This is a genomic window from Arthrobacter sp. ATA002 (assembly GCF_026898095.1).
Classification (GTDB): Bacteria; Actinomycetota; Actinomycetes; order Actinomycetales; family Micrococcaceae; genus Arthrobacter_B.
The window spans coordinates 1,181,518-1,206,438 of record NZ_CP114015.1 but is presented as its reverse complement, the minus strand read 5'-3'; the positions used below and the strand labels follow the sequence as shown (position 1 = coordinate 1,206,438).

The following is a 24,921-nucleotide window of genomic DNA, read 5'->3' as shown; positions in this document are numbered from 1 at the left end:
GCAACCGTACAGGACGGAGGCTGGAGCCGTCATTGGCCGGGGCGGCCTTTCGGCGGACCGGAAGCCAATGAGGTGCTGCCCGTGTCCCGCACGCCACATCGGACTCGGCCCTGCCAGTATTGGCCATGAACGAAGTGGCCGACGCCGAGAACAGTACCCTGTACAATTATCAGGTCTCAGGGACCGGCTCGGCACAATACCCTGGGGCCATCCGGGGTGGCTTTATATCGGCAGGCATAAGCAAACCCTGTCTGCACTACTCGACACCTGCTCCATCGTCATGCGTAGTGCAGGGCAGCGTTTGCACGCGCACACAGCACTGAACATACGAGGGATTTCTTGACTTTCGACGAGACTACGCCGGATTTGACCGTGGTGATTCCGGTCCACAACAGCGGGCCCGTTCTGGCGCCCGCCCTGCAGGAGTGGCGGCGCTACCTGCAATCCGGGCGCACCGAGATCATCATCGTGGAGAACGGTTCCTCGGACGACAGCTACCTCACCGCCCTGAGGAATGCAGAGGACACGCCCTACATCTCGTTCCAGGTTTTGCAGAGCGCCAAGGGAATGGGAAACGCCCTGCGGTGCGGAATAGCGGCGAGCAAGGGACGCCGGGTCCTGCTCACTGCAGATGACCTGCCGTTCGGTTTCACGGATTTGGAGGCCGCAGCGGCGCTGCCGGAGCAGCCCCTGCTCATCATTGGATCGAAGGCACACCCCCGGTCCCAGGCCGGACGCGGACTGCTGCGCAGTGTCAGCACCGGAGGATTCAAGGCGGCCCGCCGGCTGATCCTGGGCTCCCGCGTCGGCGACTCGCAGGGCACCATGAACGTTGACGGCACCTGGATCCGTGCGATGCACCAGCACTTTGATGACCCCGGGTTCCTCTTCAGCACGCAGATCGTACTGGCCGCCGAGGCCCAAAAGCAGACCATCGCCGAGGTGCCCGTTACGCTCACCACGGTTCAGGGCGAAAAAGAGACAAGCGTCAAGCCCAGGGACGTCGTGAAAATGGCCTTGGGACTGGGACGCTTGCGCAGGCAGAAGCGCCGCTTCGCGGTTCTGCCGCAGTCAGAGGCAGCCGCGCAGTGAGCCAGCCCGAATCCATGCCCGATGCTCCGAGTTCCACGCCTCCCACGAAGCGGCAGAAGATTCTCGACTTTGCCCGGCGTGCCCTGCTGGTCCTGGTATTCGCAGCCGCCGTCTATGCCATTGCCTCCCAGTGGCCCGAGGTCAAGGCCACCGTCTTCACGATGGCCTGGTGGCAGGTAGCCGCTGCTCTTCTCCTGTTGATACCGGGGGTCCTCCTCGGCATGATGATGTGGCGTGTCATCCTCCTCGGCATCCTCGACAGCGACATAGCCGCCGGTGCGCAGCGGGGGGATCTGAATAAGATCTATCTGATCGGCCAGCTCGGAAAAATACGTGCCGGGATCCGTATGGGCCTTCGTGCTGCAGATGGAGCTGGGCCGCAAGCAGGGACTTGGGCGCGCGCAGGTGTTCGTTGCCTCGCTCGTCAGCACCGGCATCACCGTTGGCGCCTCGCTCGTGGTCGGGGCCCTGGCGCTGCCGGCACTGGGAGAGCAGCAGCCCCCGCTCCGCTGGCTGTACATCCTGCTGCCGGTAGTCCTCCTCGCCATGCACCCGCGGGTTGTTACTTTCCTGGTGGATCTGGTCCTTCGCATATTCCGCCGGGAGCCGCTCCCGACGCCGATCAAAGCGAAAACGATGGTCCACTCCTTCATCCTCGGTGTGGGAATGTATGCCTTCTTCGGCGTGCACCTGTGGCTGCTTTCCAGCCACGAGGCGGGCCTGTCACCGGCAACCCTGTTCTTCCTTACCGGCGCCCTGGCCCTGGGTATGACCACCGGCGTCGTGGCCTTCCTCCTTCCCGCCGGCATCGGTGCCCGGGAAGCGATTGTGGGCCTGGCCCTTGCATCAGTGATGTCAGTCGGGGCGGCAACCGCCATTGCCCTGCTTTCCCGCCTGCTGTTTACGGTTGCCGACCTCCTCTGTGTCGGCGTCGCATTCCTCTCCGTCAAACGGAAGCAGCTCGGAGAGCGTGATTGAGCCTTCCACCCCTTCCGGACACCGCTGAGGCCGGTCCCCCGCCCCTCCCGCAGGCCCCGGCTCCGGCGGCGCGGCGGCTGCGGCGGCCAGCCGGCGGGGTGTACGGCCAGGGCGCTGCTACTGCCCTGCTCCTGGGCGTGCTCATCAACAGTGGAAACCGCGGCCTGCACTCCGGGCTGCCGGGAGGATACAGTGCGGGCACCGGCGACCACTATGTGCTCTCCCCCTGGGTTTGCAGTGGGCCGATCCGACCCGCTGGGCCGGCGACTGGTTCCTGGCCGCCGCGCCCCAGCCGCACTGGTTTTTTGACACCCTGACCTTTGTTGGAAGTTCCCTGGGAATCCTCGACCTGGTCTACGTGCTGTTCTGGTGCGCCGGACTGGCAGCCTTCGGTTTGGCCGTCTCCTTCCTGAGCCGAAAATGGGCGCCGTCCACACCGTGGCTGTTCGGGACGGCAACGACGGTCCTGGCCTCGCTTTCACCGTGGATGGTGGTCGGCACCGGCTCCTCCATGCTGGCCCTGGCCATACCGGCAGTGGTGTCGGCCAATCTGGTCTTTCTTTTCATAGCTGCGGCGCTGACCGGCCGAAGCACTTGGATGCTGGCCGCGGCCGTGCTGACCGCCGTCGTTCATGTACAGCAGGGAGCTGTGGTCGCAGTCCTGCTGGCCGCCCTCATCGTTGTCCACGCCATCCGCCGCCGCAGCGTCCCGCGGGCCACCGCGGTTACTCTGGCCGCCACGGCAGCCATCGTTGCAGCGGGGCTGACCGCACGGCCGGTTGCGGCCAACACCGGCGATTTTGTCGATATCTGCAATGACCTGATTGCCTACCACTGCGCAGCCCAGTTCTGGGGTGTCCCGGCAGTCATGTTCTCCCTGGCCATTATTGGGCTGGCACTTTTTACCGCCGTGTATGAGCGGCCCGGTAACCGCGCGGTGTGGGCCGCCGCCGTCGGGCTGCCGATGGTTGGCCTGCTCCTTGGACTCATGGCCAATGTGCTCTCCGTTCCGTTCTTCGGGGAGCTCGCCCAGGGTTTGAACGTCTACCGGCTGGGCGCCCTGGTTCTGCCGTTTGCCGTCATGGGGGTCCTGCTTCCCGTGTTCCGGCTGGGCATGAGGAGCCTGCCGACAGTGCTCCTGCTTCTGGTCCTGACGTGGGAATATGTCCTGGACGGCTCATGGGAGCCGGTTATTCCCGCCAGCGCTGCTTTTGCCGCGGCCTACCTCGTTGCAGTCCTGGTCCCCGTTTTTCTGCGTTCCCGCAGCCAGCGCACCGCCGTTCTGGCAACGCGCCTGTGCGCATCGGCCCTTATCGTCCTGTTTCTCGGCACTGCCGCCGGTTCCGGCGGCTTGACGCTGCGTGGCCTCAACCCGGAATATATCCCCAATACCGATCTGCGTGAGTGGGGCGAAGCGGTTGAAGACGTTGTCCCGGCCGGAGAGAGCCTCCTGGCACCGCCAATGGCAGCCTACGTCCGCGCTGTGACCTACCGCGGCGTGATTGCGGATTGTAAGAACATCCCGTACGGGGTGCTCCGTGGACTGAATGGCAGCAGCGCCTCGACGATCTGGGCGGAGTGGACCAGTGCCGGAAATCCGACCCCCGGCTGTACAACGGCCTAAGCTCGGAGCAGCTGGACCGCCTAGCGGACAAGTACGGCATCAGCTACCTGGTTGTGGAACAGGGCCAGTTGCCCCGTGTTCCGGAACTTCATGACCTCGGCTGGTCAACAGCGCTGGAGCCGGTCAACGCGCTCCAAAATGTTGTCCTCCACAAGACCGGGTGACTTTGGGGATATGTCACCAGACCAGCACAAGCATCAACCCGCAGTTAGGAAACAACGGTGTCCCGAGTTCCAGGCACGGCAGTAAAAGTACGGAAGAAGTCCCTGAAGGAGTGGCACATTGCTGTGCTGGTACCGCTCATCACGGTAGCTTTGTGCTTCATTCCCCGCTTGTTCAGCCCCACATTCTTCTACTGGGACGACACGATGCAGTCGTTCCTCCCGGTGTGGCGCAGCCTGGGCCAGGAGCTGCTCAACGGAAACTTCGAACTCATGGACCCGGGCGGCTGGGCCGGCGGTAACTACATCGCCGAAGTGGGCTACGGCATTTGGAACCCGCTGAACCTGCTGAACTTCATGGCCGTGGCCAACATCAGCAACCTGGCGCTGGCATCCTTCCTGGTCGTGACCGAGTTCATGGCTCTTCTCGCCCTCGGCACCTTCCTGCTGGCCAGGAGCTACGGGGCCAACAAGTGGCTTGCCGCTGCAGCGGGCATCGCCATTCCCTTCAGCGGCTTCACGCTCTTTTACGAGGCAGCCCGCTGGCCCGGCGGGCTCATGGCCTTCGCCTGGGTGACCCTGTTCTGGTGGTCGCTGCGCCGGGCGATGCATGGCAACCGCAACCCCCTGCTGCCCTTTATCCTTGGTTTCCTGACCATGACCGCCGGAAACCCCTACGGGGCCGTCGGAGTTATCGTGGTCTGCGCAGCCGTGGGCGTGGAGCTCCTGCTCACCCGGAAGAGCAGGAGACTGGTCAGCCTGTTCTTCCTGGCCCTCGCGGTCGGCCTGACCGCCGTACTGGTGTTCTTCCCCCTCCCCCTCTCGGCGGAGGTTACAGCGCGGACCAGTTCCGTCATTGCCAACGACATGTTCCTGGTGCCCGGAATCGGCGACCTGACCGCGATGAGCATGCCGAACTACAAGCCGCCAACAAACCACTTTTACGGTGCCATCGAGTCCGTCCCCTCGGCCTATCTGGCCTGGTTCATCCTGCCCCTGCTCCCGTGGCTGAACTTCCGTTCCATCGCCGCCCGCAGCCGCCAGATCTCCAGCCTGTACATCGTTACCGGCATCTACTTCCTGCTGGCCTTTGCGCCGTCGCACATCCTGCTCTTCCGCTGGCCGCTGCGCCTCATTGAGTATTTCTACCTCGGACTGCTGGTCATCTTCATGGTGGTCCTCTCCGCGGGCCTCAGCGCAACGAAGTTCAAGGCGCGGCTGGTCTTTGCCCTGTTGATCGTGGCTTTCGGTGTCTACCGCGCCTGGGCCATTTATCCCGACGGGCTGCACAGCCAGCTCCTCATCGGACTCTTCATCGCCGGCCTGCTGGGTCTGGCTCTCTTCTGCTGGCGCCGCCTGGGCTTCCCGGGCCTGGCGGCAGTCATGGTCTTTGGAACAGCGTCGGTCCTGGTCTTCCAGAGCTACGCTTTCATTCCGGCCAATCCGGTCGCTGCCCTGGGATCGCCCGTAGACGCTGAAGTGCTGGAGGAATCCACCGAGAGCTATGAGGGAAACACCCTGCAGCTCCTCACCGTCACCGGGCTGGAAGCACCGGCCTTCGTGGAGGGGTCCCTGCTGTACGGGAACCAGATTCTGAACGCCGGGATCGATGACAGCCTCAACCGCTACAGCGGCATCAGCTATGTCACGTTCGTCAATGCGCTCTGCATGAACTACCGGGGAGAGACCTGTCCTGCGGCCTACGACCAGTTGTGGAACGACGCGTCCGAGAGCATTCCGGTGCCGCTGGCCGATGTCCTGCGGGTGGAGACGGTCGTCGTCCAAAAGACCCTCCTCGACGTGAACGCTGCGCCGCTTCCCGACGGCTGGGAAATCGTGGAATCGGATGAGTACCGCGACATCCTCCGGCGCACGGAGCCGCTGGAGCTTCCCGGAACCGTTTCATGGGCTTCACCCGGGCTGCAGGTGCTTTCCGCCGAAGAGGACGGGGACGCTGAGACCGTCAGCGTTTCCGCGCCTTCCGGTGACGGGCAGCTCGTCTTCGCCCGGCTGGCCTGGCCGGGATACTCGGTCAGCGTCGACGGCACCGTGCAGGAGCTCGATGAAGGACCGGCGGGCGTGATCACCGTGGATGTTCCACAGGGGTCATCCGAGGTGAAGCTCGAGTTCACTCCCCGGGCCTGTATCTCGGTCTCGCCGCAATGGCCATTGGATGGGGGTTGGCGATACTGCTGAGCGTCATCCATGCCGTACGTTCGCGGCGCGGGAGCCGCCGGCAGCCGGCACCGGCTGCGGGGCGCCGTGCCGCAGGCCGCCGGGCTGAAGTGCTGGTACCGGAGAAGTAACCGTTTCCCCGCAGGGACCTGCCGCCGGTTCTCCGGCCGGCGGGTCCCTGCGGTTATCCGGCCCACTGACCGTTCAGGAACAGGTTCGCCCACCGGAGCATGAGGTAGAGGGAAAACGCCAGGTACAGGGCCAGCGCGGTGCGGCTCCTGCGCAGGAGGTAGGCAATGCCGATCCACAGCGGCCACCACAGCAGGGCCGAACGGGGAACGGAATAGAAGTAGGACGAGGTGGCCAGCAGCAGGACGTTGAGGCCCACGAACACGCTTTCGCCGTACAGCCGGCGGTAAATGAGCACACCCGTGACGACGGCGCCGGCTGCCACGGCAATTGCTTCCGCATAGCCGATCATGGACGGCCCGCCCGTGGGCGGATAAGTGGTGACGGTTACGGACAGTGCGGTCCAGGGCCATTCAAAGTGCCTGCCCCAGTATTTTTGGGCGCTCGTGTAGGCCAGGAGGTCACCGGTGATGAACGCCAGGTATGCCATCCATGCGGCCAGGACGGCTGCAGGGATCGCGAGGAACAGCCAGGAACGCCTCTTCGCCCGCGGCTGCGCAGGCACGCTTCCGCGGCGGTTCCGGGTCAGCCATAGAACGAGCAGCGCCGCCAGCAGGAAGGCACCTGAGATCCGAACCATGCATGCCAGAGCACAGAGGGCGCCGGCGGCAAACCATTTATCCCGCATCCCGAAGTACCATGCGCCAAGGCCGAGGGCCAGGAATAAGGACTCGGAATAGGGCGCATATAGGAAGATGGCCGGCGGTGCCGTCACGAACACTGCGGTGGCTTTGAGGCCCAGCCCGGGAACATACTCATCGGCGATCCGTCGCATCCAGACGGACGCCAGTGCCCCGGAAACGGCGGAGACCGCCAGGCCCGTGACGATGGAGGAAAGCCCCAGGGCCATGCCCAACCGGAGCAGCATTGGAAAGGCCGGGAAAAAGGCGTACAGGGGCGCTGCCGTGGAAGCAGTCCCCGGCGCGGGCAGATAACCGAGCCTGGCGATGTCATCAAAGTGGACGTAATCGAACCGGGCAAACTGTGCCACCACGCTGCTCAGCGTCGGCATGGCCGGTGATGAGAGCCGGTAGCTGTTGTGGACAGCGAGCAAAGCTACAGCGGCGGCCCCAAGGACCCAGAGGCCGATGGCCGCAAGATCGCGTTGCCGGCCGGACAACTTGCCGGCTACGCCGTACCCGGCACTGCTCTGCTGCATGGGACCCCTCCGCCGGACGACTGGATCCATCGTAAAGGGCCACGCCGCTGAGTACATGTGCGGCGCGGCCCTTCTCTCCCGGGAGCAGGTACTTAGAGTTTGACGACGCTTCCCGATGTGGCGGATTCGAGCACAGCTTCGGCCACGCGCAGGGTGGCCAGGCCCTCCCACAGAGTGACAACCCGCTGGGATTTGCCCAGGATGGCGTCACGGAACGCTTCATGTTCCATCTTTAGCGGCTCGCGTTTCGCCAGCGCAAAGCGGGTGCTGGAACCTTCAGCGACGCCGCGGAAGGCAGCCATTGATTCCCACTCCGTCTGGAACGTACCGTTCTCGATGAACGTGAGATCGGCGGAGATGGTATCCGCTACAAAGGCACCGCGTTCCCCGAGCACCACCGTCGTTCGTTCCTTGAACGGCGACAGCCAGTTGACCATGTGGTTGGTAATGATTCCGCCGGTCAGGTGGCCGACCGCCGACACCATGTCCTCATGCTCCCGTCCGCTGCGGGAGGTCGTCCTCGCAAAGACATCTTCATAGGCAGACTGGGCCAGCCACGCCGTCAGGTCGATGTCATGGGTCGCCAGGTCCTTGACGACGCCGACGTCGGCAATGCGAGCCGGGAAGGGGCCCTGGCGGCGGGTGGAAATCTGGTACACGTCGCCCAGCTCGCCCGCTTCGAGGCGTTCCCGCAGGTTTTGCAGGGCAGGGTTGAACCGTTCGATATGTCCCACCGCGCCCACAAGCCCGGCGTCCTCGAAGGCCTGGGCAATCCGGGTGCCCGAGGCCGCGTCATTGGCAATGGGCTTTTCCACCAGGGCATGGACGCCCGCGGCCGCGAGCTTCAGCGCGATCTCTTCGTGGAGCACGGTCGGCACGGCAACAACGGCCATGTCCAGGCCCTGCTCAATCAGTTCCTCGACGCTGGAGCAGACCGGCAGGCTGTCAGCGACACCGTGGGGGTCGCCGAACGAATCGGCCACGCCCACCAGGTCGACGCCGTCCAGCTCGCGGATCACGCGTGCATGGTGGCGTCCCATCATTCCGAGCCCGATCAGGCCCGCTCGGAGGTTAGCCATTACGCGCCCGCCCCTGCAACCTTGTTGACCGCTTCGACGATGCGCTCCAGGTCGTTCTGCGAGAGGGACGGGTGCACCGGCAGCGACAGCACTTCCTTCGCGGCGGCGGCGGTCTGCGGCAGGTCCTTGTCGACCTGGTAGGGCGCCAGCTCATGGTTCGGTACCGGGTAGTACACGCCGGACCCCACGTTGAACTCCTCGCGGAGCGCCCGGGCGAACCCGTCGCGGTCTTCCGTGATCCGGATCGTGTACTGGTGGTACACGTGTTCGTATCCTTCGGCAACCCTGGGAGTGGCCACGCCCTCAAGGTTCGCGTCGAGGAAGGCCGCGTTTTCCTGCCGCTGCTTCGTCCAGCCCATGACCTTCGTCAGCTGCACCCGGCCAATGGCGGCGTGGATGTTGGTCATGCGGCAGTTGAAGCCAACCAGCTCATTCTCGTACTGGCGTTCCATTCCCTGGTTCCGCAGCAAACGCAGCCGGCGCTCAACCTCGGAGTCACCGGTGCTGACCATGCCGCCTTCACCCGAGGTCATGTTTTTCGTCGGGTACAGGCTGAAGGTCCCAAAGGTGCCAAAAGTGCCCACGCGGCGGCCATTGACGGCAGCTCCGTGTGCCTGGGCAGCGTCTTCGAACAGCAGGAGGCCGCGCTCATCGGCAATTTTGGAGAGGGCGGGTACGTTGAACGGATGTCCGTACAGGTGCACCGGCATGATGCCCTTGGTCTTCTCCGTAATGCTTGCGGCGACCGATGCGGGGTCGAGTCCGAAGTAATCAGGTTCGATATCGGCGAAGACGGGGGTGGCGCCGGTGAGCGCTACGGAATTCGCGGTGGCGGCGAAGGTGAAGGACGGAACGATAACCTCGTCGCCGGGACCGATTCCCGACGCCAGCAGGCCAAGGTGGAGGCCGGACGTACCGGAATTGACTGCAACGGCGGCCCTGCCGTCGAGCAGGACTTCGGCAAACTCGTTTTCGAAGGCAGCGACTTCGGTCCCCTGCGCCAGCTGGCCCGAAGCGAGCACGGCGTCAACGGCTTGGCGTTCCTCCAAACCGATAATCGGTTTGGCAGGAGGAATGAAATCCTGGTTCATGATTTGGCCTCTCGGAGAGTTTCGTTTTCTTCAATAAATACCTGGCCGGTCTCGGGGCAGGTCCACTGCTCCCCGTCCCGTACCAGCGGGACCCCCGCCTTCCCGACCCAACCCAGACGCCGCGCTGGAACACCGGCGACGAGCGCAAAGTCGGGCACATCCTTAACCACCACGGTGCCGGCGGCCACGGTGGCCCAGCGGCCGATGGTCACCGGGGCAACGCACACGGCACGGGCACCGATGGATGCGCCGTCCCTGATGGTGACGCCAACGGCTTCCCAGTTGTCCGCACTCTTGAGCGACCCGTCCGGGTTGACGGCCCGCGGGTAGGTGTCATTGGTCAGGATCACGCCGGGACCGATGAACACCCCGTCACCGAGTTTCGCGGGCTCATACACCAGGGCGTAGTTCTGGACCTTGCAGTTCTTTCCCATCTGAACGCCGGTGCCGATGTAGGCACCGCGTCCTATGATGCCCCCGGACCCGATGACGGCGTCTTCCCGAACCTGGGCCAGATGCCATACTTTGGAGCCTTCGCCCAAAACCGCGGAGTCAGCGACGTCCGCGCTGTCGGCTACGTTGTTTGCCAACATCATTTCCCCGTCCTCACCCGTCAAGCGGGTGGCGCTAAATTCTTTTCGGTTGGGCTTCGCCTGTCCCGGCGGGACCGCAGGGGTGCAGGAGGAACCTGCGAAGCATATGTTGTACCTGGAGCGTCCGGTGCTATCCGCGCATCCGGCGTACGACATCGCTCACCGGAGCATCCATCACCACCCGGCCGTGTTCCAGCAGAATGCCCCGCTGGCAAATTTTTGCCACCAGGTCCAGGTCGTGGCTGACCACTACCAGGGTCTTGCCTTCGTCACCGAGTTCCTTGATCTTGGCAATGCACTTCTTCTGGAAAGGTTCGTCTCCCACAGCCAGGATTTCATCGATCAGGAAGACCTCGGGATCGGTGTGCACCGCGACGGAGAACGCCAGCCGCAGGTACATGCCCGAGGAATAGAACTTCACTTCGGTGTCGATGAACTGCCCGATTTCCGAGAACTCGACGATGGAGTCGAACTTCTCGTGGATCTCCGCCTCGCTCATTCCCAGGATCGCACCGTTCAGGAACACATTGTCGCGCCCGCTGAGGTCGGGGTGGAATCCGGCCCCCACCTCAATGAGTCCGGCCACACGGCCCCGAGTTCCCACGGTGCCGCTGTCCGGAAGCATGACTCCTGATATCTGTTTCAGGAGGGTGGATTTACCCGAACCGTTGAGGCCAAGCAGGGCCACCGACTCTCCCTGCTTGACGTCCAGCGACACCTCCCTGAGCGCGAAGAACTTCTCGGACAAATCACCCTTGCGCCCTTTGACGAACCAGACGAAAGCTTCCTTGATGGACCGCGTGTGCCGCAGGACGAATTCCTTCGACACGTTGTGTACTTCAATTGCTGTGGACACGGTCAGAGCTCCTGAGCGAAACGGCCTTCGAGCCGCCGGAAGGTGAATTGCCCCAACACCAGGACAAGGACGGACGTGGCCAGTGCCACCGGAGTCCACAGCATGATCAGGGACGGCGGGGTTTCAGCGATGATCCTTGCTTCGTCCCACCCGGTGGTCGGAATCCAGAATGCGTGGTGGAAGAGCTCCACAGCTGTGGTCAGCGGGTTCATCTGGTAGATGGTCAATGCCGTGGAACCGAGCGAGTCTCGGACCATCTGCCAGTGGTAAAGCACCGGCGACGCCCACGTGGCGATCATGAGCAGCATGTCCACGAAGTTCTCGGAATCCCGGAAATACACGTTTACCGCCCCGAAGAACAGGCCCAGTCCGGTGGCCAGCAGGGCAACGATCGTAAAGCCGACGATCGCGGCAGCCATTTCCGAGAGCCCCGGCCGCCAGCCGGTGAAGAGTGCCGCGGCCAGGAGAATAAGCAGCTGCGGCAGGAAATGCACGGCCGAAACCCACACCGACGCCACGGGAAACAGCTGCCGCGGCAGATAGATCTTCTTGATCAGCCCCCCGTTGCCCACGATGGACCGGGAGGCGTTCCCCAGCGCCTCGCTGAAGAAGTTGATCAGGATGATGCCCGAGAACAGGTAAATCGGGAAGTTGGGCGTGCTCTCGTTCAGCCCCAGGAAAACGCCGAGCGCAAACCAGAACACCAGGAACTGCACGCCGGGCTTGACGTAGGACCACAACAGTCCCAGCACCGAGCCGCGGTAGCGGACCTTTAGTTCCTTGGCCACAAGCAGCTTCAATAAATAACGCGACCGCAGCACGTCGCGCAGGCCACCCCCGGCACCGGGGGTGACAAGTTCGCCGGTAGACAAGCCTATTTACTCTCTTCCGAGTGCTTTTCGAAGGTCGCTTTCCAAGCCTCCATGGATGTGATCTCCGGAAGTGCCTTGCGGTACGTCTGGCTCAGCTTGTGCCAGTCCTTCAGGATTTCGGCATTCAGGCGGGCGCCTTCAGCCAGCAGGGCGCGGAGCTTGCGCGGGTCACGCTGGTACCAGGACGCGGCCGTACCGTCGGCGTTGGTGACAACGGCGCTGTCGTACTGGGACATCCGCCACCAGCGGTTGTCGAGGTGGGCGACGCGGGCCTGGGGACGTTCCATGCTGGACTTCGCCACGGGCTTGGTCAGCTGGCGGACGATTGTCTTGGCTGCCCACGGCACGAGCGTGACGTAGGAAGGCGCCTTGAACCCCTGGCCGTGCCGCGGGGCTTGACCATGCCCGGGCGCGGGAACGCTTCCGGGTCGGATTCGAACCGGGCTTCGGAGTATTCCTGCCGCATGGCCTGGATCTCGGGAAGCCTGGTGGGCAGGATTTCGTGCAGCTGATCCGGTCCGGCGATCAGGTCCTTCAGCGCCATGACCCGGCCCTGGGCCGTGAAGTACTGCATGGAGATCAGGTGCTTGATGTCGATGAAGCTGCCTTCGCGGACCACGCGGCCGCCGCGGGGGTAGGGGCTGTGCAGCAGTGCGGTGATGATCCGGTTGCGGCTGTGGAAGTACGCCTGCCAATCGACGGCGTCGTCCTTGTCAGCCCAGGTGATGTGCCAAACGGCGGCACCGGGCATGGACACCGTGTTGTAGCCGGCAGCCTTGGCCCGCAGCCCGTATTCGGCGTCGTCCCACTTAATGAACACCGGCAGCGAGAGTCCAATGTTGCGAATGACCTCGGTGGGGATCATGCACATCCACCAGCCGTTGTAGTCCACGTCGACGCGGCGGTGCATCCATGACGTGGTGCGCAGGTTGGTCCGCGCGAAGTCGTGCCCGAGCACCTGCTCCTTGAGCGGATGGTCCGGCTGGAAACGGAAGACGTTGACCGTCTCGCCGAACGTATGCAGCACCGAACGGTTATAGAGGTCGAACATGTGCGCGCCCACAATCGTGGGAGTCCGGCAGTGGTCGGCAAACGTGAGCATTCTGCTGATGCTCTCCGGCTCCATAACGATGTCGTCGTCGAGGAGCAGAGCGTAGTCGCTTCCGTTTTCCACGGCTTCGTACATGCCGCGGGCAAAACCGCCGGAGCCGCCCAGGTTTCCCTGGTGGATCATGCGCAGCTTGCCGCCCAGGGCAGCTTCCGCTTCGGCGAAGCCTTCGGCGTCCACAAGCTTCTTGGTGCCCTGGTCAACGATGAGGACTTCGGCAACGTTTTCCAGCGCTTCCGGGTTGTCCGCCAGGATCTTCAGGTTGTTGAGGCAGAACTCGTTCTTGTTCAGCGTGGTGATCTCGAGCGTGATCGATCCCGGCTTCTTCGCCGCCCCCGGTGCAAGCCACCCGGCCTCGACAATCGCCATCGGCTCGGTTCCGGCAACAACGTCGAACCAGTACCAGCCGCCGTCGCCGAAGGGCTTCAGCGGCAGGTCGAAGGTGGAGACGGTTGAGTTCTCGACGCGCCGGGTCTCCACATGCTGGAGGGAACCGCGGGCGTTGGACTTGTAGACGCTGACTGCGCCGGCACCCTTGGTTTCGACGCGCAGTCGGACGGTCTCGACATCGGTCCAGCGGCGCCAGTAGCTGGCCGGGAACGCGTTGAAGTAGGTGCCGAAGGACAGCCGCTGTCCGGGGCGGGCGATGGTGCCGGTACGGGACAGGAAGTCCTCGACGTGTACCTCGCCGCCCGACGCGGCCGCCTCGGTGCTCTGCGTGGTGGTCGACTTCATCATGGAGCCGTCCATGGTGTTGAACTGCGCGCCCATGGCGGAGCCGCTGTCGACGTACAGCAGGGCTGTGTCCATCTGGCTCTGATCAGGGAAAATTACCCGCTGCAGGGTGTGCCACTGCGAGGATTCCCCGGTTGCGCCCTGCTTCTCTTCCGTCTTCAGCTGGCTCACGCGTCAACTCCTCCGCTTTCAAGCTTTGCCCCGCCGGTGAAGTGGGGCTTGATCTTATTGTCGTACATCGACAACGCCGAGCCGATTGCCATGTGCATGTCCAGATACTTGTAGGTGCCCAGCCGGCCACCGAAAAGAACTTCCTTTTCGCCCTTCGCGAGGTCGCGGTAGGCGAGCAGTTTCGCGCGGTCTTCCGCCGTGTTAACCGGGTAGTACGGCTCGTCGCCCTTCTGCGCAAAGCGCGAGAACTCGCGCATGATGACCGTGGCGTCCTTGGTGTAGTCCCGTTCCGGGTGGAAGTGACGGAACTCATGGATCCGGGTGTACGGAACGTCCTCATCCGGATAGTTCATGACCGAGGTTCCCTGGAAGTCTTCGACCGGCAGGACCTCTTCTTCGAGGTCAATGGTCCGCCAGGAAAGGTCGCCTTCGGCGTAGTCGAAGTAGCGGTCCACGGCTCCGGTGTAGACAACGGGAACCTGGCCGCTGACCGCGCTGCGGGAGAACGCGTGGCCGTCATCAAAGAAATCGGTCTTCAGATGGACCTGGATGTTGGGATGGTCCGCCATGCGCTCAATCCAGGCCGTGTAACCGTCGACGGGCAGGCCCTCGTACTTGTCATTGAAGTACCGGTTGTCGTACGTGTACCGGACAGGCAGGCGGGAGATGATCTCGGAGGGCAGGTCCTTGGGATCGGTCTGCCACTGCTTACCCGTGTAGTGCTTAATGAACGCCTCGTAGAGGGGACGGCCAATCAGTTGGATTCCCTTGTCGTTCAGGTTCGAGGGGTTGGTTCCGGCCAGTTCGCCCGCCTGCTCCTGGATCAGCGCCTTCGCATCGGCGGGGCCCATCGAGGAACGGAAGAACTGGTTGATCGTACCGAGGTTGATCGGCATCGGATACACCTCGCCTTTGTGGCTGGTGTACACCTTGTGCACATAGTTGGTGAACTCGGTGAACCGGTTGACGTACTCCCACACGCGTTCGTTGGAGGTGTGGAAGAGGTGCGCTCCGTAGCGGTGCACCTCGATGCCCGTCTGGGCTTCCTTTTCACTGTAGGCGTTTCCACCGATGTGGTGGCGGCGGTCCAGGACGGCTACTTTCAGGCCCAGTTCCTTGGCGGCGCGCTCAGCCACGGTGAGGCCGAAAAAGCCCGCTCCGACGACGACGAGGTCAACGTTCACTTATTTCTCCTGTTAGATACGGTATGGCCGAACCGGGCGCACACCCGGTTGCAAGGTTAGCCGAGTTTTTCAGCTGGGGATATTTGGGGCAGGCGTGTCTACCACCCGAGAAGGTCCGTGAATCTCCGCCCAAGTTCGGGTGCCATGGAGGAGACATACGTCTGGGTCAGGTGGTTGTCGTCGATGTAGACCCGCACGTTGCCGATGACAGCGGAGCACACGCCGCCGGGGCAGACGAGGTCGTCGGCGTCGAGGAGCCTGGCGCCGGGAAGGGCGGCGCGCAGGGCATCAAACGGCGGTGAGGGACTGCGGACCGAATAGTAGGGCAGGTTGCACTCCGGGGCGTCCACTCCATAATCCTCGGAGCAGCCTCCCATGTGGAAGTCATGCCGCGGGTTGTCGCGGATGCCGACATAGGTGATCCCCCTGTCCATGACCTGCCGGGCCATTTCCACCACGCCGCCCGGTATGGTTTCGTACGGCTCGGCCAGGGTGGAATAGGTGGCGGTGGTGACCACGGCATCGGCGTCGACCTGGGTCAGGTACTCCAGCGCCTGCTCGTTTCGGTCGTTGCAGGAGTCCGGATAGTTGTCGTGGTGGGTCTGGAACTGGCACCCGCCCTGGATGAGGGCAATCAGTGCCCAGTTCCGCTCCGCAGCCACCGGCGCCAGGCCGGCCAGCCACTGCTGGACGTGGCTGTTCCCCACCGCCACTATGACCTTGTCGGGATTTTCGGGACTGACGACTTCCGAGCACCCGGCCCCCTCCAGGGCCCCGGCCCCGCTGGCATACCGGACGCACGGGGTGTCCAGGCTCACGTAATCCTTCGCCCCCGCCTCCGGGGCCGGCAGCACGGGTGCCTGCGGATCACCGGCGTAGACGTAGTCCTGTGCCAGGGAAGCGGCGCCCGGATTGTTGAGGTACGCGCTGGCCTGGGCGCGCTCGGACTCCGCCCGCAGCCCCTGTTCCCAGACTGCGACGGGCGCGGCAACGACAGCCAGGCACAGGGCAATCACGACGGCGGAGCGGCCCGAGTTCCGGTTGGCCCACCCGGAAGACCGCAGCGGACGCTCCACCAGGCGGGTGGTCAGGTATGCCAGCAGAAGCGAAAGACCAATAATAGCCGTTCCGCCCACCGGGCCCACTTCTTCACGCCCCCGCCAGATCAGGTAGATCACCAGCACGGGCCAGTGCCAGAGATACAGGGCGTAGGACATGTCACCCAGCCGGATCAGCGGCTTCCAGGACAGTAGACGGTCAGCACCGAAGCGGCTGCTGGTCTGGCCAGCAACGATAACCAGCGATGCGGCAGCCAACGGCCACAGAGCGACATATCCCGGGAACTGCCCCTGCACATCCAGCAGGAAACCTACGCTGAACATGATGGCCAGACCCACCCACCCCGCAATGACCCGGAGGTTACGCGGCAGCTTCACGTACGGCAAGGCAAGGGCCAGCAGGGTGCCCAGGGCGAATTCCCACAGCCGGGTTCGGGTATCAAAGTACGCATGGGCCTGGTTCCCGTACGTCTCCGCGACCGAAAAGCTGAGCGACACGATGAATACAGCGCCAAAGACGGCCAGCACCACCCTGCGGAACGGGATGCGTCCGGCACGGGCCAGCAGCGCGGATCCGGCGAACAGCAGCGGCCAAAGAATGAAAACCTGCCCCTGAACGGAGAGTGACCAGAAATGCTGAAGCGGACTGGCAGTGCTGTGGTCAGCCGCGTAATAATCCACTGATTCCGCCGCCAGGACCCAGTTTTGGAAATACAGGAGCGAGGACCAGCTCTGGGACAGGATTTCGCCCCATCTGCCCTGGGGAACGAACAGCGCCGTTGCGGCCAGGACTCCGGCCAGCACCACGGCAACCGGGGGCAGCAGCCGCTTGAACTGGCGCAGCCAGTAGCGGCCCAGGTCCAGCGGCAGTCCGGATTCGACTTTGCGGACAAAGGACAGCGTCAATAAAAAGGCCGAGATGAGCAGGAATATGTCGACCCCGCCGGAAACCCGCCCGAACCAGATGTGATACGTGACGACCATGAGCACGGCAAGAGCACGCAGTCCCTGGACTTCGGGCCGGAACGGGGATTTGCGCTCAGTCGGAGGGGTAACACCTGCGGCGCCCCTGGGGGCTTCCGCTTGTAGCTGCGACACAAGGACCTCTCATTGGAACAGGCGATCAGCCATAGACTCTACCCCTGCAGTCTTGGGGCGCTCAGTTTCCGCCGGCCCGCCTGGAGGGCCCGCCGCTTTCAATTTTAGGTGATGCTCCGGGGCGGCCCGGCAAAGGCCGTACCTGCGTGCACACGGCGCCGAGGCGGCTCCGGGAGCTGCCGGCGGTGTGTGCGGGAGGGGTCCCCGGCCCTGCAGTGCGCCCGGGAAACGACCGCGCAGCACCGCCCGGGATGTGGCGGAGGAGACAGCCCCCGTGCCAGCCGCGGGAGCTGTTCGGCTAGAAGGCCTTGGGGTCGCCGGAGACCTTGCTGGTGTGCTCAAGCACGGGACGGGTGAAAAGCAGCAGCAGCACTGCCGCTGCCGGCAGCAACAGCAGCAGGCCCGTCAGGATCACTCCGCCCTGGAGGGTCGGCACGGCGATCACGACGGCAAAGAGCTGGAAGACCAGGGTGCCGGCGCGGGTCCAGCGGTATCCGCGGAAGAAGAAGTGGCCCAGGGCCAGCAGCCAGATGCCGGCAGCGGCGATCAGGACCGTCGTGAAGACGGCGCCGCCCATCGAGACCGGAGCCACCGTGAAAAGGTTGTACACAAACCATCCGGCAACGCCGAGAAGTGCAAGGGCTTCCAGGACAAGGACGGCGGAGATGACGAATACTGCCGGCGGACGCGGCGCCGGATGGCCGGCGCCCTGCTGGGGCTCTTGGGGTCTTGACACACTGGCACACTACCGGACATAGTCGGAGGACGCCCACGTCCCCGGTCCCCCGCCCGGGTCACTGTGATGCATCCCTCATGGTTTGGCGCAAAGTAAGAGCATACTAACCCTTGTCTGGGTTTCCGTATCGTGGAATCCTAGATGCAGGGGAAATTAGGGGCCGGATCTGGCCCCTTTCGTTTGCAGTTGCTCGTGAATGTTTTCACAAACACGTGGGAGTCAACTATTAGAGGAGATTGTGATTAGCATGGATTGGCGGAGCCGCGCAGCGTGTCTGGATAAAGATCCGGAGCTGTTCTTTCCTGTGGGCAACACCGGCCCGGCTCTTCTTCAGATCGAAGAAGCCAAGAGTGTGTGCCGCCGCTGCCCGGTCATGGATACCTGCCTCCAGTGGGCTATCGAAACCGGCCAGGATGCAGGAGTATGGGGCGGAATGAGTGAAGACGAGCGCCGCGCGCTGAAGCGCCGTGCCGCACGTGCACGTCGCGCGTCCTAGGGACGCCACCTGCGGACAGTAGTCCGGGAGACTTTGGAGGGCCGCTGCATTGTGCAGCGGCCCTCGGTATTCGCTGCCCGGCATCAAGCCGCCCGGGCCCATTGCCGGGTCAGCTCCGGCGCGATTCGGCGTCCAGACCCATCTCAATGCGCACTTCGGTACCCCCGCCGGGCCGTGACGACCATTCGATGGTGCCGTCCAGCTCGCTCTGCACCAAAGTCCTGACGATCTGCAGCCCCAGGCCTTCCCGGCGCGGCCCCGGCGGCAGGCCGGCGCCGTCGTCGGCAATGGTAACCGTCAGGATCTCCTCGCCGTCCGGTCCCATTTGCCGGGCCGCGCTGAGCCGCACCGTTCCTTTGCGGTCCGAGAGTCCATGCTCGACGGCGTTGGTCACCAGTTCATTGATCACCAGTGCCAGCGGCGTCGCACAGTCGCTGGGAAGCTCCCCGAAGGAACCCTCCTTCTCCGTACGGACCTGCTGGGTGGGCGATGCGACTTCAGCCGCCAACCGGAACTGCCGGTCGATGAGTTCGTCAAAGTTCACGTTCTGCGTCAGTCCCTGCGAGAGCGTTTCATGGACCAGGGCAATGGTGGAGACCCGGCGCATGGCCTGCGCCAGGCCCTGTTTGCCCTCTTCACTCTGCATGCGCCGGGATTGCATGCGCAGCAGGGCCGCAACGGTCTGCAGGTTGTTCTTCACCCGGTGGTGAATTTCGCGGATTGTTGCGTCTTTGGACACCAGTTCCATTTCACGGCGGCGAAGCTCGGAGACGTCGCGGCACAGGACCAGCGCCCCAAACCGTTCCTTCTCGTCGCGCAGTGGAATCGCCCGCAGGGACAGGCTTACCCCGCGGGATTCGATTTCGGTGCGCCAGGGCATGCGGCCGGTTACCACCAGGGGAAGAGTCTCGTCCACCATGCGGCGGTCCTTCAGCAGGGCGGTCGTGATCTCGGCGAGGGAGCGCCCCTCCAGGGCCTCCATGTCGCCGAGGCGGCGGAACGCGGAGACCCCGTTGGGCGAGGCATACTGAACAACGCCGTCGGCATCCATCCGGATCAGCCCGTCACCCACGCGCGGCGCACCGCGCCGCGATCCGGTGGGCGTGGCAAAGTCGGGCCACAATCCGAGTGTTCCCATCCGCAGCAGGTCGTAGGCGCATTGCCGGTAGGTCAGTTCCAGCCGGGAGGGCATCCGTGAGGAGGACAGGTCCATGTGGCTGGTGACCACGGCAAGGGTCCGGCCGTTGCGGACGAAGGGGATGGCCTCCACGCGCATGGCTGCTTCGGAGGTCCAGTCAGTTTCGCTGGACCGCTCAATGACCTGGCTGGACCTGGCCTTGTCCACCAGCGGCTGCAGATCCGCACGGATCCGCTCCCCGACGAAGTCACTGTGAAAGACAGTGTGCGACGTCGAGGGGCGGGCGTGTGCCAGCGCCACGTAGCTTCCGTCCGGCAGTGGAAACCAGAGCGCCAGGTCGGCGAACGCCAGGTCGGCGACCAGCTGCCAGTCGCCGACCAGGAGGTGCAGCCATTCCGCGTCCCCCGGTCCGAAATCGGCATGGTCCTTGATGGGATCGGTAAAAATGGCCACGGTCTCTTTTTCTTAGTTGTTTCTAGCGTCGAACAATGGAGCGCAGCAGCCGCAGGGCAACCGAGAGGGAAGCCATGTCGTCGTGCTCGAGCTTATTGACATCGTCGAACATAACCCTGGCGCGTTCCAAATTGTCGGCGTTTTGCTCTTCCCACAGGTTGACCCGTTTCAGCGGATCGTCCCCCGCCTGCCCGGCCGTGGCCTTCAGCGCAGCCACCGTCATGTCAGCCACCGTGGAATACAGGTCATCCCGCAGTGCCGCGCGGGCCAGTGCCTGCCAGCGGTCGCCGCGGGGCAGCCTGGTGATGCGCTCCAGCAGGTCATCAACACCGAACCGCTCGTACAGGACAAAGTAGACCCCGGCGATGTTCGCTGCGGGCTCGTCCACCCGCTTGGCTGCGAGGAGGGCGATGTCCAGCAGGCCGAAGCTCTCGAACAGTTCAGCCCAGTAGGTGCCCAGGTCACGGGGCAGCTGCCATTCGCCCGAACGTTCCAGGGCTGCCTGGAACCGCTCCTCGTCCCCTCCTGCAGGTAGTCCAGCAGGGAGGCGCGCAGCGGGCCGATGACCGGCTTGAACGCCTCGATGTCCTCATCGATCGAGGTGCCGCGGCCCACGTGGTTGATAAACCAGCGCACGGCCCGGTCCAGCAGCCGGCGCATATCCAGGTGGATAGTTGTCCAGTTCTGCGTCGGGAAACTTGCCGGCAGCCCGTTGAGAATGCGGATGACACCGTCTATGCCGTAGATCTCGCGGAGCGCCGTGAATGCCCGCGCCACCATGGATTCAGTGGCCGACGTTTCTTCGATCACGCGGAAGGCGAAAGTGATGCCCCCGATGTTGATGATGTCGTTGGCAACCATCGTGGAGATGATCTCGCGGCGCAGCGGATGGGTCTCCAGCTGGTCGGCAAAGCGCTCCACCAGCTGTTTCGGGAAGTACCGGCGCAGCGTGCCGCTGAAGTAGGGGTCGTCGGCCAGGTCCGAATTGGTCAGTGCCTTGGTCAGTTCGATCTTGGCGTAAGCAGCCAGCACCGACAATTCCGGAGAGGTGAGGCCTTCGCCTGCCGCCACCCGGGCCCGCAGTTCAGCGTTGGTTGGCAGGGCCTCCAGCTCGCGGTTCAGGTCCGCGTGCTTCTCGAGCCAGTCCATCATGCGCTCGAAGCTGGGGCTCCACTCGATAACCTGGCTGCGGTCATTGAGCAGGAGCATGTTCTGGTCCTTGTTGTCCTGCAGGACCAGGCGGCTGACCTCGTCGGTCATGGAATGCAGGAACTCTGCACGCTCGTCCGGATCCAGGCGGCCGGCAGCTACCATCCGGTCCACGAAGATCTTGATGTTGACTTCATGGTCGGAGCAGTCGACGCCGGCCGAGTTGTCGATGGCGTCGGTGTTGAGGATGACGCCGGCACGTGCCGCTTCAATCCGGCCGCGCTGGGTCATGCCCAGGTTTCCGCCTTCACCGATAACCCGAACCCGCAGGTCGCGTCCGTCCACGCGGATGGCGTCATTGGCCTTGTCACCCACCTCGGTGTTCGTCTCCGTGGAAGCCTTCACATAGGTGCCGATGCCGCCGTTGTAGAGCAGGTCGGCCGGAGCCTTCAGGATGGCCTTCAGCAGGTCCGGCGGGCTCATCTTCGTCACCGAATCTTCCAGGCCCAGGACCTTGCGGACCTCGGGGCTCACCGGAATGCTCTTTGACTGGCGAGGAAACACTCCGCCGCCGCCGCTGATCAGCGACGCGTCGTAGTCGGCCCAGGATGACCGGGGAAGTTCAAAGAGCCGGCGCCGCTCCGCGTGCGAGACTGCGGGGTCGGGATTGGGATCCAGGAAGATGTGGCGGTGGTCGAAGGCCGCCACGAGCTTGGTGTGCTCGGAAAGCAGCATGCCGTTGCCAAAGACGTCCCCGCTCATGTCCCCGACGCCGACGGCGGTGAAGGACTCGTTTTGCGTGTCCACGCCCAGCTCGCTGAAGTGGCGCTTGACCGATTCCCAGGCACCCCTGGCCGTGATGCCCATGGCCTTATGGTCATAGCCCACGGAGCCGCCGGAGGCGAACGCGTCACCAAGCCAGAAACCGTAGTCCGCCGAGAGCGCGTTGGCGATGTCGGAGAAGGATGCCGTTCCCTTGTCCGCGGCCACCACGAGGTAGGTGTCGTCGCCGTCGTGGCGCACGACGCGCTGCGGCGGCACCACCTGTTCCGCGCCGTCGGACATGACCAGGTTGTCGGTAATATCCAGCAGCGCACGGATGAAGGTCCGGTAGCTTTCCTTGCCCTCCTCCATCCAGGCCGCACGGTCAGCCGCGGGATCCGGCAGCTGCTTTGCATAGAAGCCGCCCTTGGCGCCGGTGGGCACGATGACCGCGTTTTTCACCGTCTGGGCCTTCACCAGGCCGAGGATTTCGGTGCGGAAGTCCTCGCGCCGGTCGGACCAGCGCAAACCGCCGCGCGCGACCTCGCCGAACCGCAGATGTACACCTTCCACCCGCGGGGAGTAGACCCAAACCTCATACTTGGGGCGCGGATAGGGGCGCCCTCGATGACGGCAGTGTTCAGCTTGAAACTGACGTACGGCTTGTCCTGGTAGAAGTTGGTGCGCAGCGTGGCGTTGATCAGGTTTGCCACCGTGCGCAGGACCCGGTCGGCGTCGAGCGTGGGTACCTGCTCCAGGCCGGCTTCGAGGGCATCGCGGGCAGTTTCTTCGGCTGCGGCCCGCCGGTCCTCCGGCAGATCCGGATCGAAACGGGCCTCGAAGAGCCGCACCAGGGCCCGTGCCACGTCGGGGTTGCGCCGCAGGGTACCGGCGACGAAGCCGTAGGAATTGGTGTTGCCCAGCTGGCGCATGTATTTGGCGTAGCTGCGCAGCACCACAACCTGGCGCCAGGACAGTCCCTGCTCCAGGATAAGCCGGTCAAAGTAGTCGGACTCGCTGGCCCCGCTGGTCGCGGCGCCGAAGGCTTCGGCCAGCAGGGAGCCGGTCTTTACCGGATCCATGCCGGCGGGGTACTTCAGGCCCAGGTCGTAGAGGTGGAAGGTGTCGCCGTCTCCCCTGCTGATTTCGAAGGGCCGTTCATCGAGCACCTCCAGTCCCAGGTTGTGCAGGGTCGGCAGGATCTGCGTCAGGGAGCGCGGCTGCAGCAGGTAAAGCTTCAGCCGGGCGTCCTCGCCGCCGCTGCGCCGGGTTGCCTCGGGGACGTAGACAAACAGTTCGGGGGCCGTGGCCGGTTCCGCGGCGCGCGCTTCGAAGCGGGCGATGTCCTCCAGGGCGTCTTCCACTTCGTAGCTCACGCGGTAGTCAGCGGGGAAAGCTTCGGCCCAGAGAGCCGACAGCCGGTTCGCGTCACCGCGGCTGAACTTCGAGCGGAGCACCTCGCCGATCCCCTCGCTCCAGGAGCGGGCGGCCTGCACCAGCCGCTCCTCCAGGGCTGCGGCGTCCGGCTCTCCGATCTCGGCGCCCCGGGGCAGCCGAATCCGGAAGAAGATCCGGGCCAGCGCGGACTCGGTCAGCCGGGCTTCAAAGTCGATGGACTCCGCCTCGAAGGTCGAGCGCAGCTCGTCCTGGATGCGCAGGCGCACTGAGGTGTTGTACCGGTCCCGGGGCAGGAACACCAGTGCGGACATGAATCTGCCGTACACGTCCGGCCTCAGGAACAGCCGGGTGCGGCGCCGCTCCTGCAGCCGGAGGATGCTGCGGGCCGTGTCCAGCAGTGCATCCACGTCGATCTGGAACAGTTCATCGCGCGGATAGGTTTCAAGGATGGAGAGCAGGTCCTTGCCCGAGTGTGAGTCAGCGGGGAACCCGGCACGCTGGATCACCTCGCGGACCTTGTCCCGCACAATGGGCACGTTGCGGACGGAACCTGTGTAGGCTCCGGTGGAGAACAGGCCGATGAAGCGGCGTTCCCCGTTCACGTTGCCCTGCGCGTCGAAACGCTTGATGCCGATGTAGTCCAGGTAGGCAGCGCGGTGCACGGTCGAGCGGGAGTTTGCCTTGGTGATGACCAGGGCGCGCTTTTCGCGGGCCTTTGCCCGGCCTGCGGCGGTCAGGTGCTGGACCCGCCCGGCACCGGAGGCGCGGCGCAGCAGCCCCAGTCCCTGGTCTTCGCTGACGCGCAGGACGTCCTCGCCGTCTTCATTAATGAGGTCGTATTCGCGGTACCCCAGGAAGGTGAAGTTTCCGTTGTCCAGCCAGGACAGCAGCTCGCGGGCCTGCTGCAGGTCCGGAATTTGCCCGCCGCCGGCCGCGTCCTCGAGGGAACGTGAGACCTCATGGACCTTCGCGCGCATTGCCGGCCAGTCCGTGACTGCGAGCCGCACATCTTCCAGGACCTTGGACAGTCCATCGACAAGCGCACTGCGCTGCGAGTCGTCGGCCAGACGCCCGATTTCCACGGCTATCCAGGATTCAATGCGGGTGGTTTCATCCTGCCGCCCCAGCAGGGCGGAAAGGTTCGGCAGCGCCGCGGTGTCCCCGCTGGAAACGCCTGCTGTCGCCGGCACGCGGTGCACGGCCTGCAGTTCTCCGCTTTCCCGGTCGCGGCTGACCAGGAAGGTTGGGTGCACCACAAGCCGGATGGCGGCGTTCTGCCGCACGAGTTCCGCTGTCACGGAGTCCACGAGGAACGGCATGTCGTCGGTGACGATGAGCACGACGCTGGCGTCGCCCTGGTCGAAGACGGCTACAGTCGCCTGGCCGTCCGGCCGGACCGACCCGACACCGCGGTGGCGCTCTGCCCTTTCGCGCAGGGAGGAGCGCGGATATCCGTCTGCGTCTTCCCCTGCCAGATGCTCGTAGTAGTTCCCGATAAATTCGTCCAGGGAATCGTCGGTACCTGGTAGATCCGGAATACGGGATCCAGACGACATGTAATACGCC

The 24,921-nt window shown here is 64.2% G+C and carries 15 protein-coding genes and 2 pseudogenes; 5 read left to right on the top strand and 12 right to left on the bottom strand.

Annotated features, from left to right (window positions below; all coding sequences use genetic code 11):
• Positions 1-339: 339 nt before the first annotated feature.
• The 4 genes from OL239_RS06070 to OL239_RS06055 all read left to right on the top strand — a co-directional run bounded on the left by OL239_RS06070 (position 340) and on the right by OL239_RS06055 (position 6,051).
• On the top strand, positions 340-1,092 hold the full coding sequence (locus OL239_RS06070) for a glycosyltransferase (RefSeq protein WP_268911131.1): 753 nt from the start codon (positions 340-342) through the stop codon (positions 1,090-1,092).
• Positions 1,093-1,425: 333 nt separating this feature from the next.
• Positions 1,426-2,070 carry a hypothetical protein gene (locus tag OL239_RS06065; RefSeq protein WP_268911130.1) on the top strand — a complete coding sequence of 215 codons (645 nt, stop codon included), beginning with the start codon at positions 1,426-1,428 and terminating at the stop codon, positions 2,068-2,070.
• 232 nt (positions 2,071-2,302) lie between these two features.
• A complete protein-coding gene (locus OL239_RS06060) occupies positions 2,303-3,694 on the top strand; it encodes a hypothetical protein (protein WP_268911129.1) in 1,392 nt (463 codons plus the stop codon).
• A 287-nt stretch (positions 3,695-3,981) separates the two neighbouring features.
• Positions 3,982-6,051, top strand: a complete 2,070-nt coding sequence (locus OL239_RS06055) for a hypothetical protein (protein ID WP_268911128.1) — start codon at positions 3,982-3,984, stop codon at positions 6,049-6,051.
• Between the two features lie 163 nt (positions 6,052-6,214).
• On the opposite strand, the gene OL239_RS06050 is transcribed toward OL239_RS06055, so the two are convergent.
• The 10 genes and pseudogenes from OL239_RS06050 to OL239_RS06005 form a co-directional block, all read right to left on the bottom strand.
• Positions 6,215-7,378, bottom strand: a complete 1,164-nt coding sequence (locus OL239_RS06050) for a mannosyltransferase family protein (protein ID WP_268911127.1) — start codon at positions 7,376-7,378, stop codon at positions 6,215-6,217.
• Positions 7,379-7,470: 92 nt separating this feature from the next.
• The gene (locus OL239_RS06045) at positions 7,471-8,457 is read right to left on the bottom strand and encodes a Gfo/Idh/MocA family protein (protein ID WP_268911126.1); all 987 of its coding nucleotides are present in this window, start codon (positions 8,455-8,457) and stop codon (positions 7,471-7,473) included.
• On the bottom strand, positions 8,457-9,548 hold the full coding sequence (locus OL239_RS06040) for a DegT/DnrJ/EryC1/StrS family aminotransferase (RefSeq protein ID WP_268911125.1): 1,092 nt from the start codon (positions 9,546-9,548) through the stop codon (positions 8,457-8,459). Before OL239_RS06040 ends, OL239_RS06045 begins: the two co-directional genes overlap by 1 nt.
• Complete coding sequence (locus tag OL239_RS06035; protein ID WP_268911124.1) at positions 9,545-10,144, bottom strand: acyltransferase; 600 nt, start codon at positions 10,142-10,144, stop codon at positions 9,545-9,547. The genes OL239_RS06040 and OL239_RS06035 overlap by 4 nt, the downstream gene beginning before the upstream one ends.
• A 127-nt stretch (positions 10,145-10,271) precedes the next feature.
• Complete coding sequence (locus OL239_RS06030) at positions 10,272-10,997, bottom strand: ABC transporter ATP-binding protein (protein WP_268911123.1); 726 nt, start codon at positions 10,995-10,997, stop codon at positions 10,272-10,274.
• A gap of 2 nt (positions 10,998-10,999) precedes the next feature.
• Positions 11,000-11,869, bottom strand: coding sequence for an ABC transporter permease (locus tag OL239_RS06025; RefSeq protein WP_268911122.1), 870 nt, complete (start codon positions 11,867-11,869; stop codon positions 11,000-11,002).
• A gap of 2 nt (positions 11,870-11,871) precedes the next feature.
• Positions 11,872-13,712: pseudogene (locus tag OL239_RS06020) on the bottom strand (glycosyltransferase).
• A 167-nt stretch (positions 13,713-13,879) separates the two neighbouring features.
• Positions 13,880-15,067, bottom strand: coding sequence for a UDP-galactopyranose mutase (gene glf / locus OL239_RS06015; protein WP_268911121.1), 1,188 nt, complete (start codon positions 15,065-15,067; stop codon positions 13,880-13,882).
• A gap of 98 nt (positions 15,068-15,165) precedes the next feature.
• A complete protein-coding gene (locus OL239_RS06010; RefSeq protein WP_268911120.1) occupies positions 15,166-17,223 on the bottom strand; it encodes an acyltransferase family protein in 2,058 nt (685 codons plus the stop codon).
• A gap of 298 nt (positions 17,224-17,521) precedes the next feature.
• Positions 17,522-17,959: a hypothetical protein gene (locus OL239_RS06005; RefSeq protein ID WP_268911119.1), complete on the bottom strand. Its 438-nt coding sequence runs from the start codon at positions 17,957-17,959 to the stop codon at positions 17,522-17,524.
• Between the two features lie 247 nt (positions 17,960-18,206).
• Between OL239_RS06005 and OL239_RS06000 the strand changes: the two genes are divergently transcribed.
• The gene (locus OL239_RS06000; RefSeq protein WP_104052537.1) at positions 18,207-18,455 is read left to right on the top strand and encodes a WhiB family transcriptional regulator; all 249 of its coding nucleotides are present in this window, start codon (positions 18,207-18,209) and stop codon (positions 18,453-18,455) included.
• A 109-nt stretch (positions 18,456-18,564) separates the two neighbouring features.
• Here OL239_RS06000 and OL239_RS05995 read toward each other — a convergent pair whose 3' ends face one another.
• Together OL239_RS05995 and OL239_RS05990 are read right to left on the bottom strand one after the other, a co-directional pair.
• The gene (locus OL239_RS05995; protein WP_268911118.1) at positions 18,565-20,046 is read right to left on the bottom strand and encodes a sensor histidine kinase; all 1,482 of its coding nucleotides are present in this window, start codon (positions 20,044-20,046) and stop codon (positions 18,565-18,567) included.
• A gap of 22 nt (positions 20,047-20,068) precedes the next feature.
• Positions 20,069-24,911: pseudogene (locus tag OL239_RS05990) on the bottom strand (NAD-glutamate dehydrogenase).
• Between the last annotated feature and the right edge of the window lie 10 nt (positions 24,912-24,921).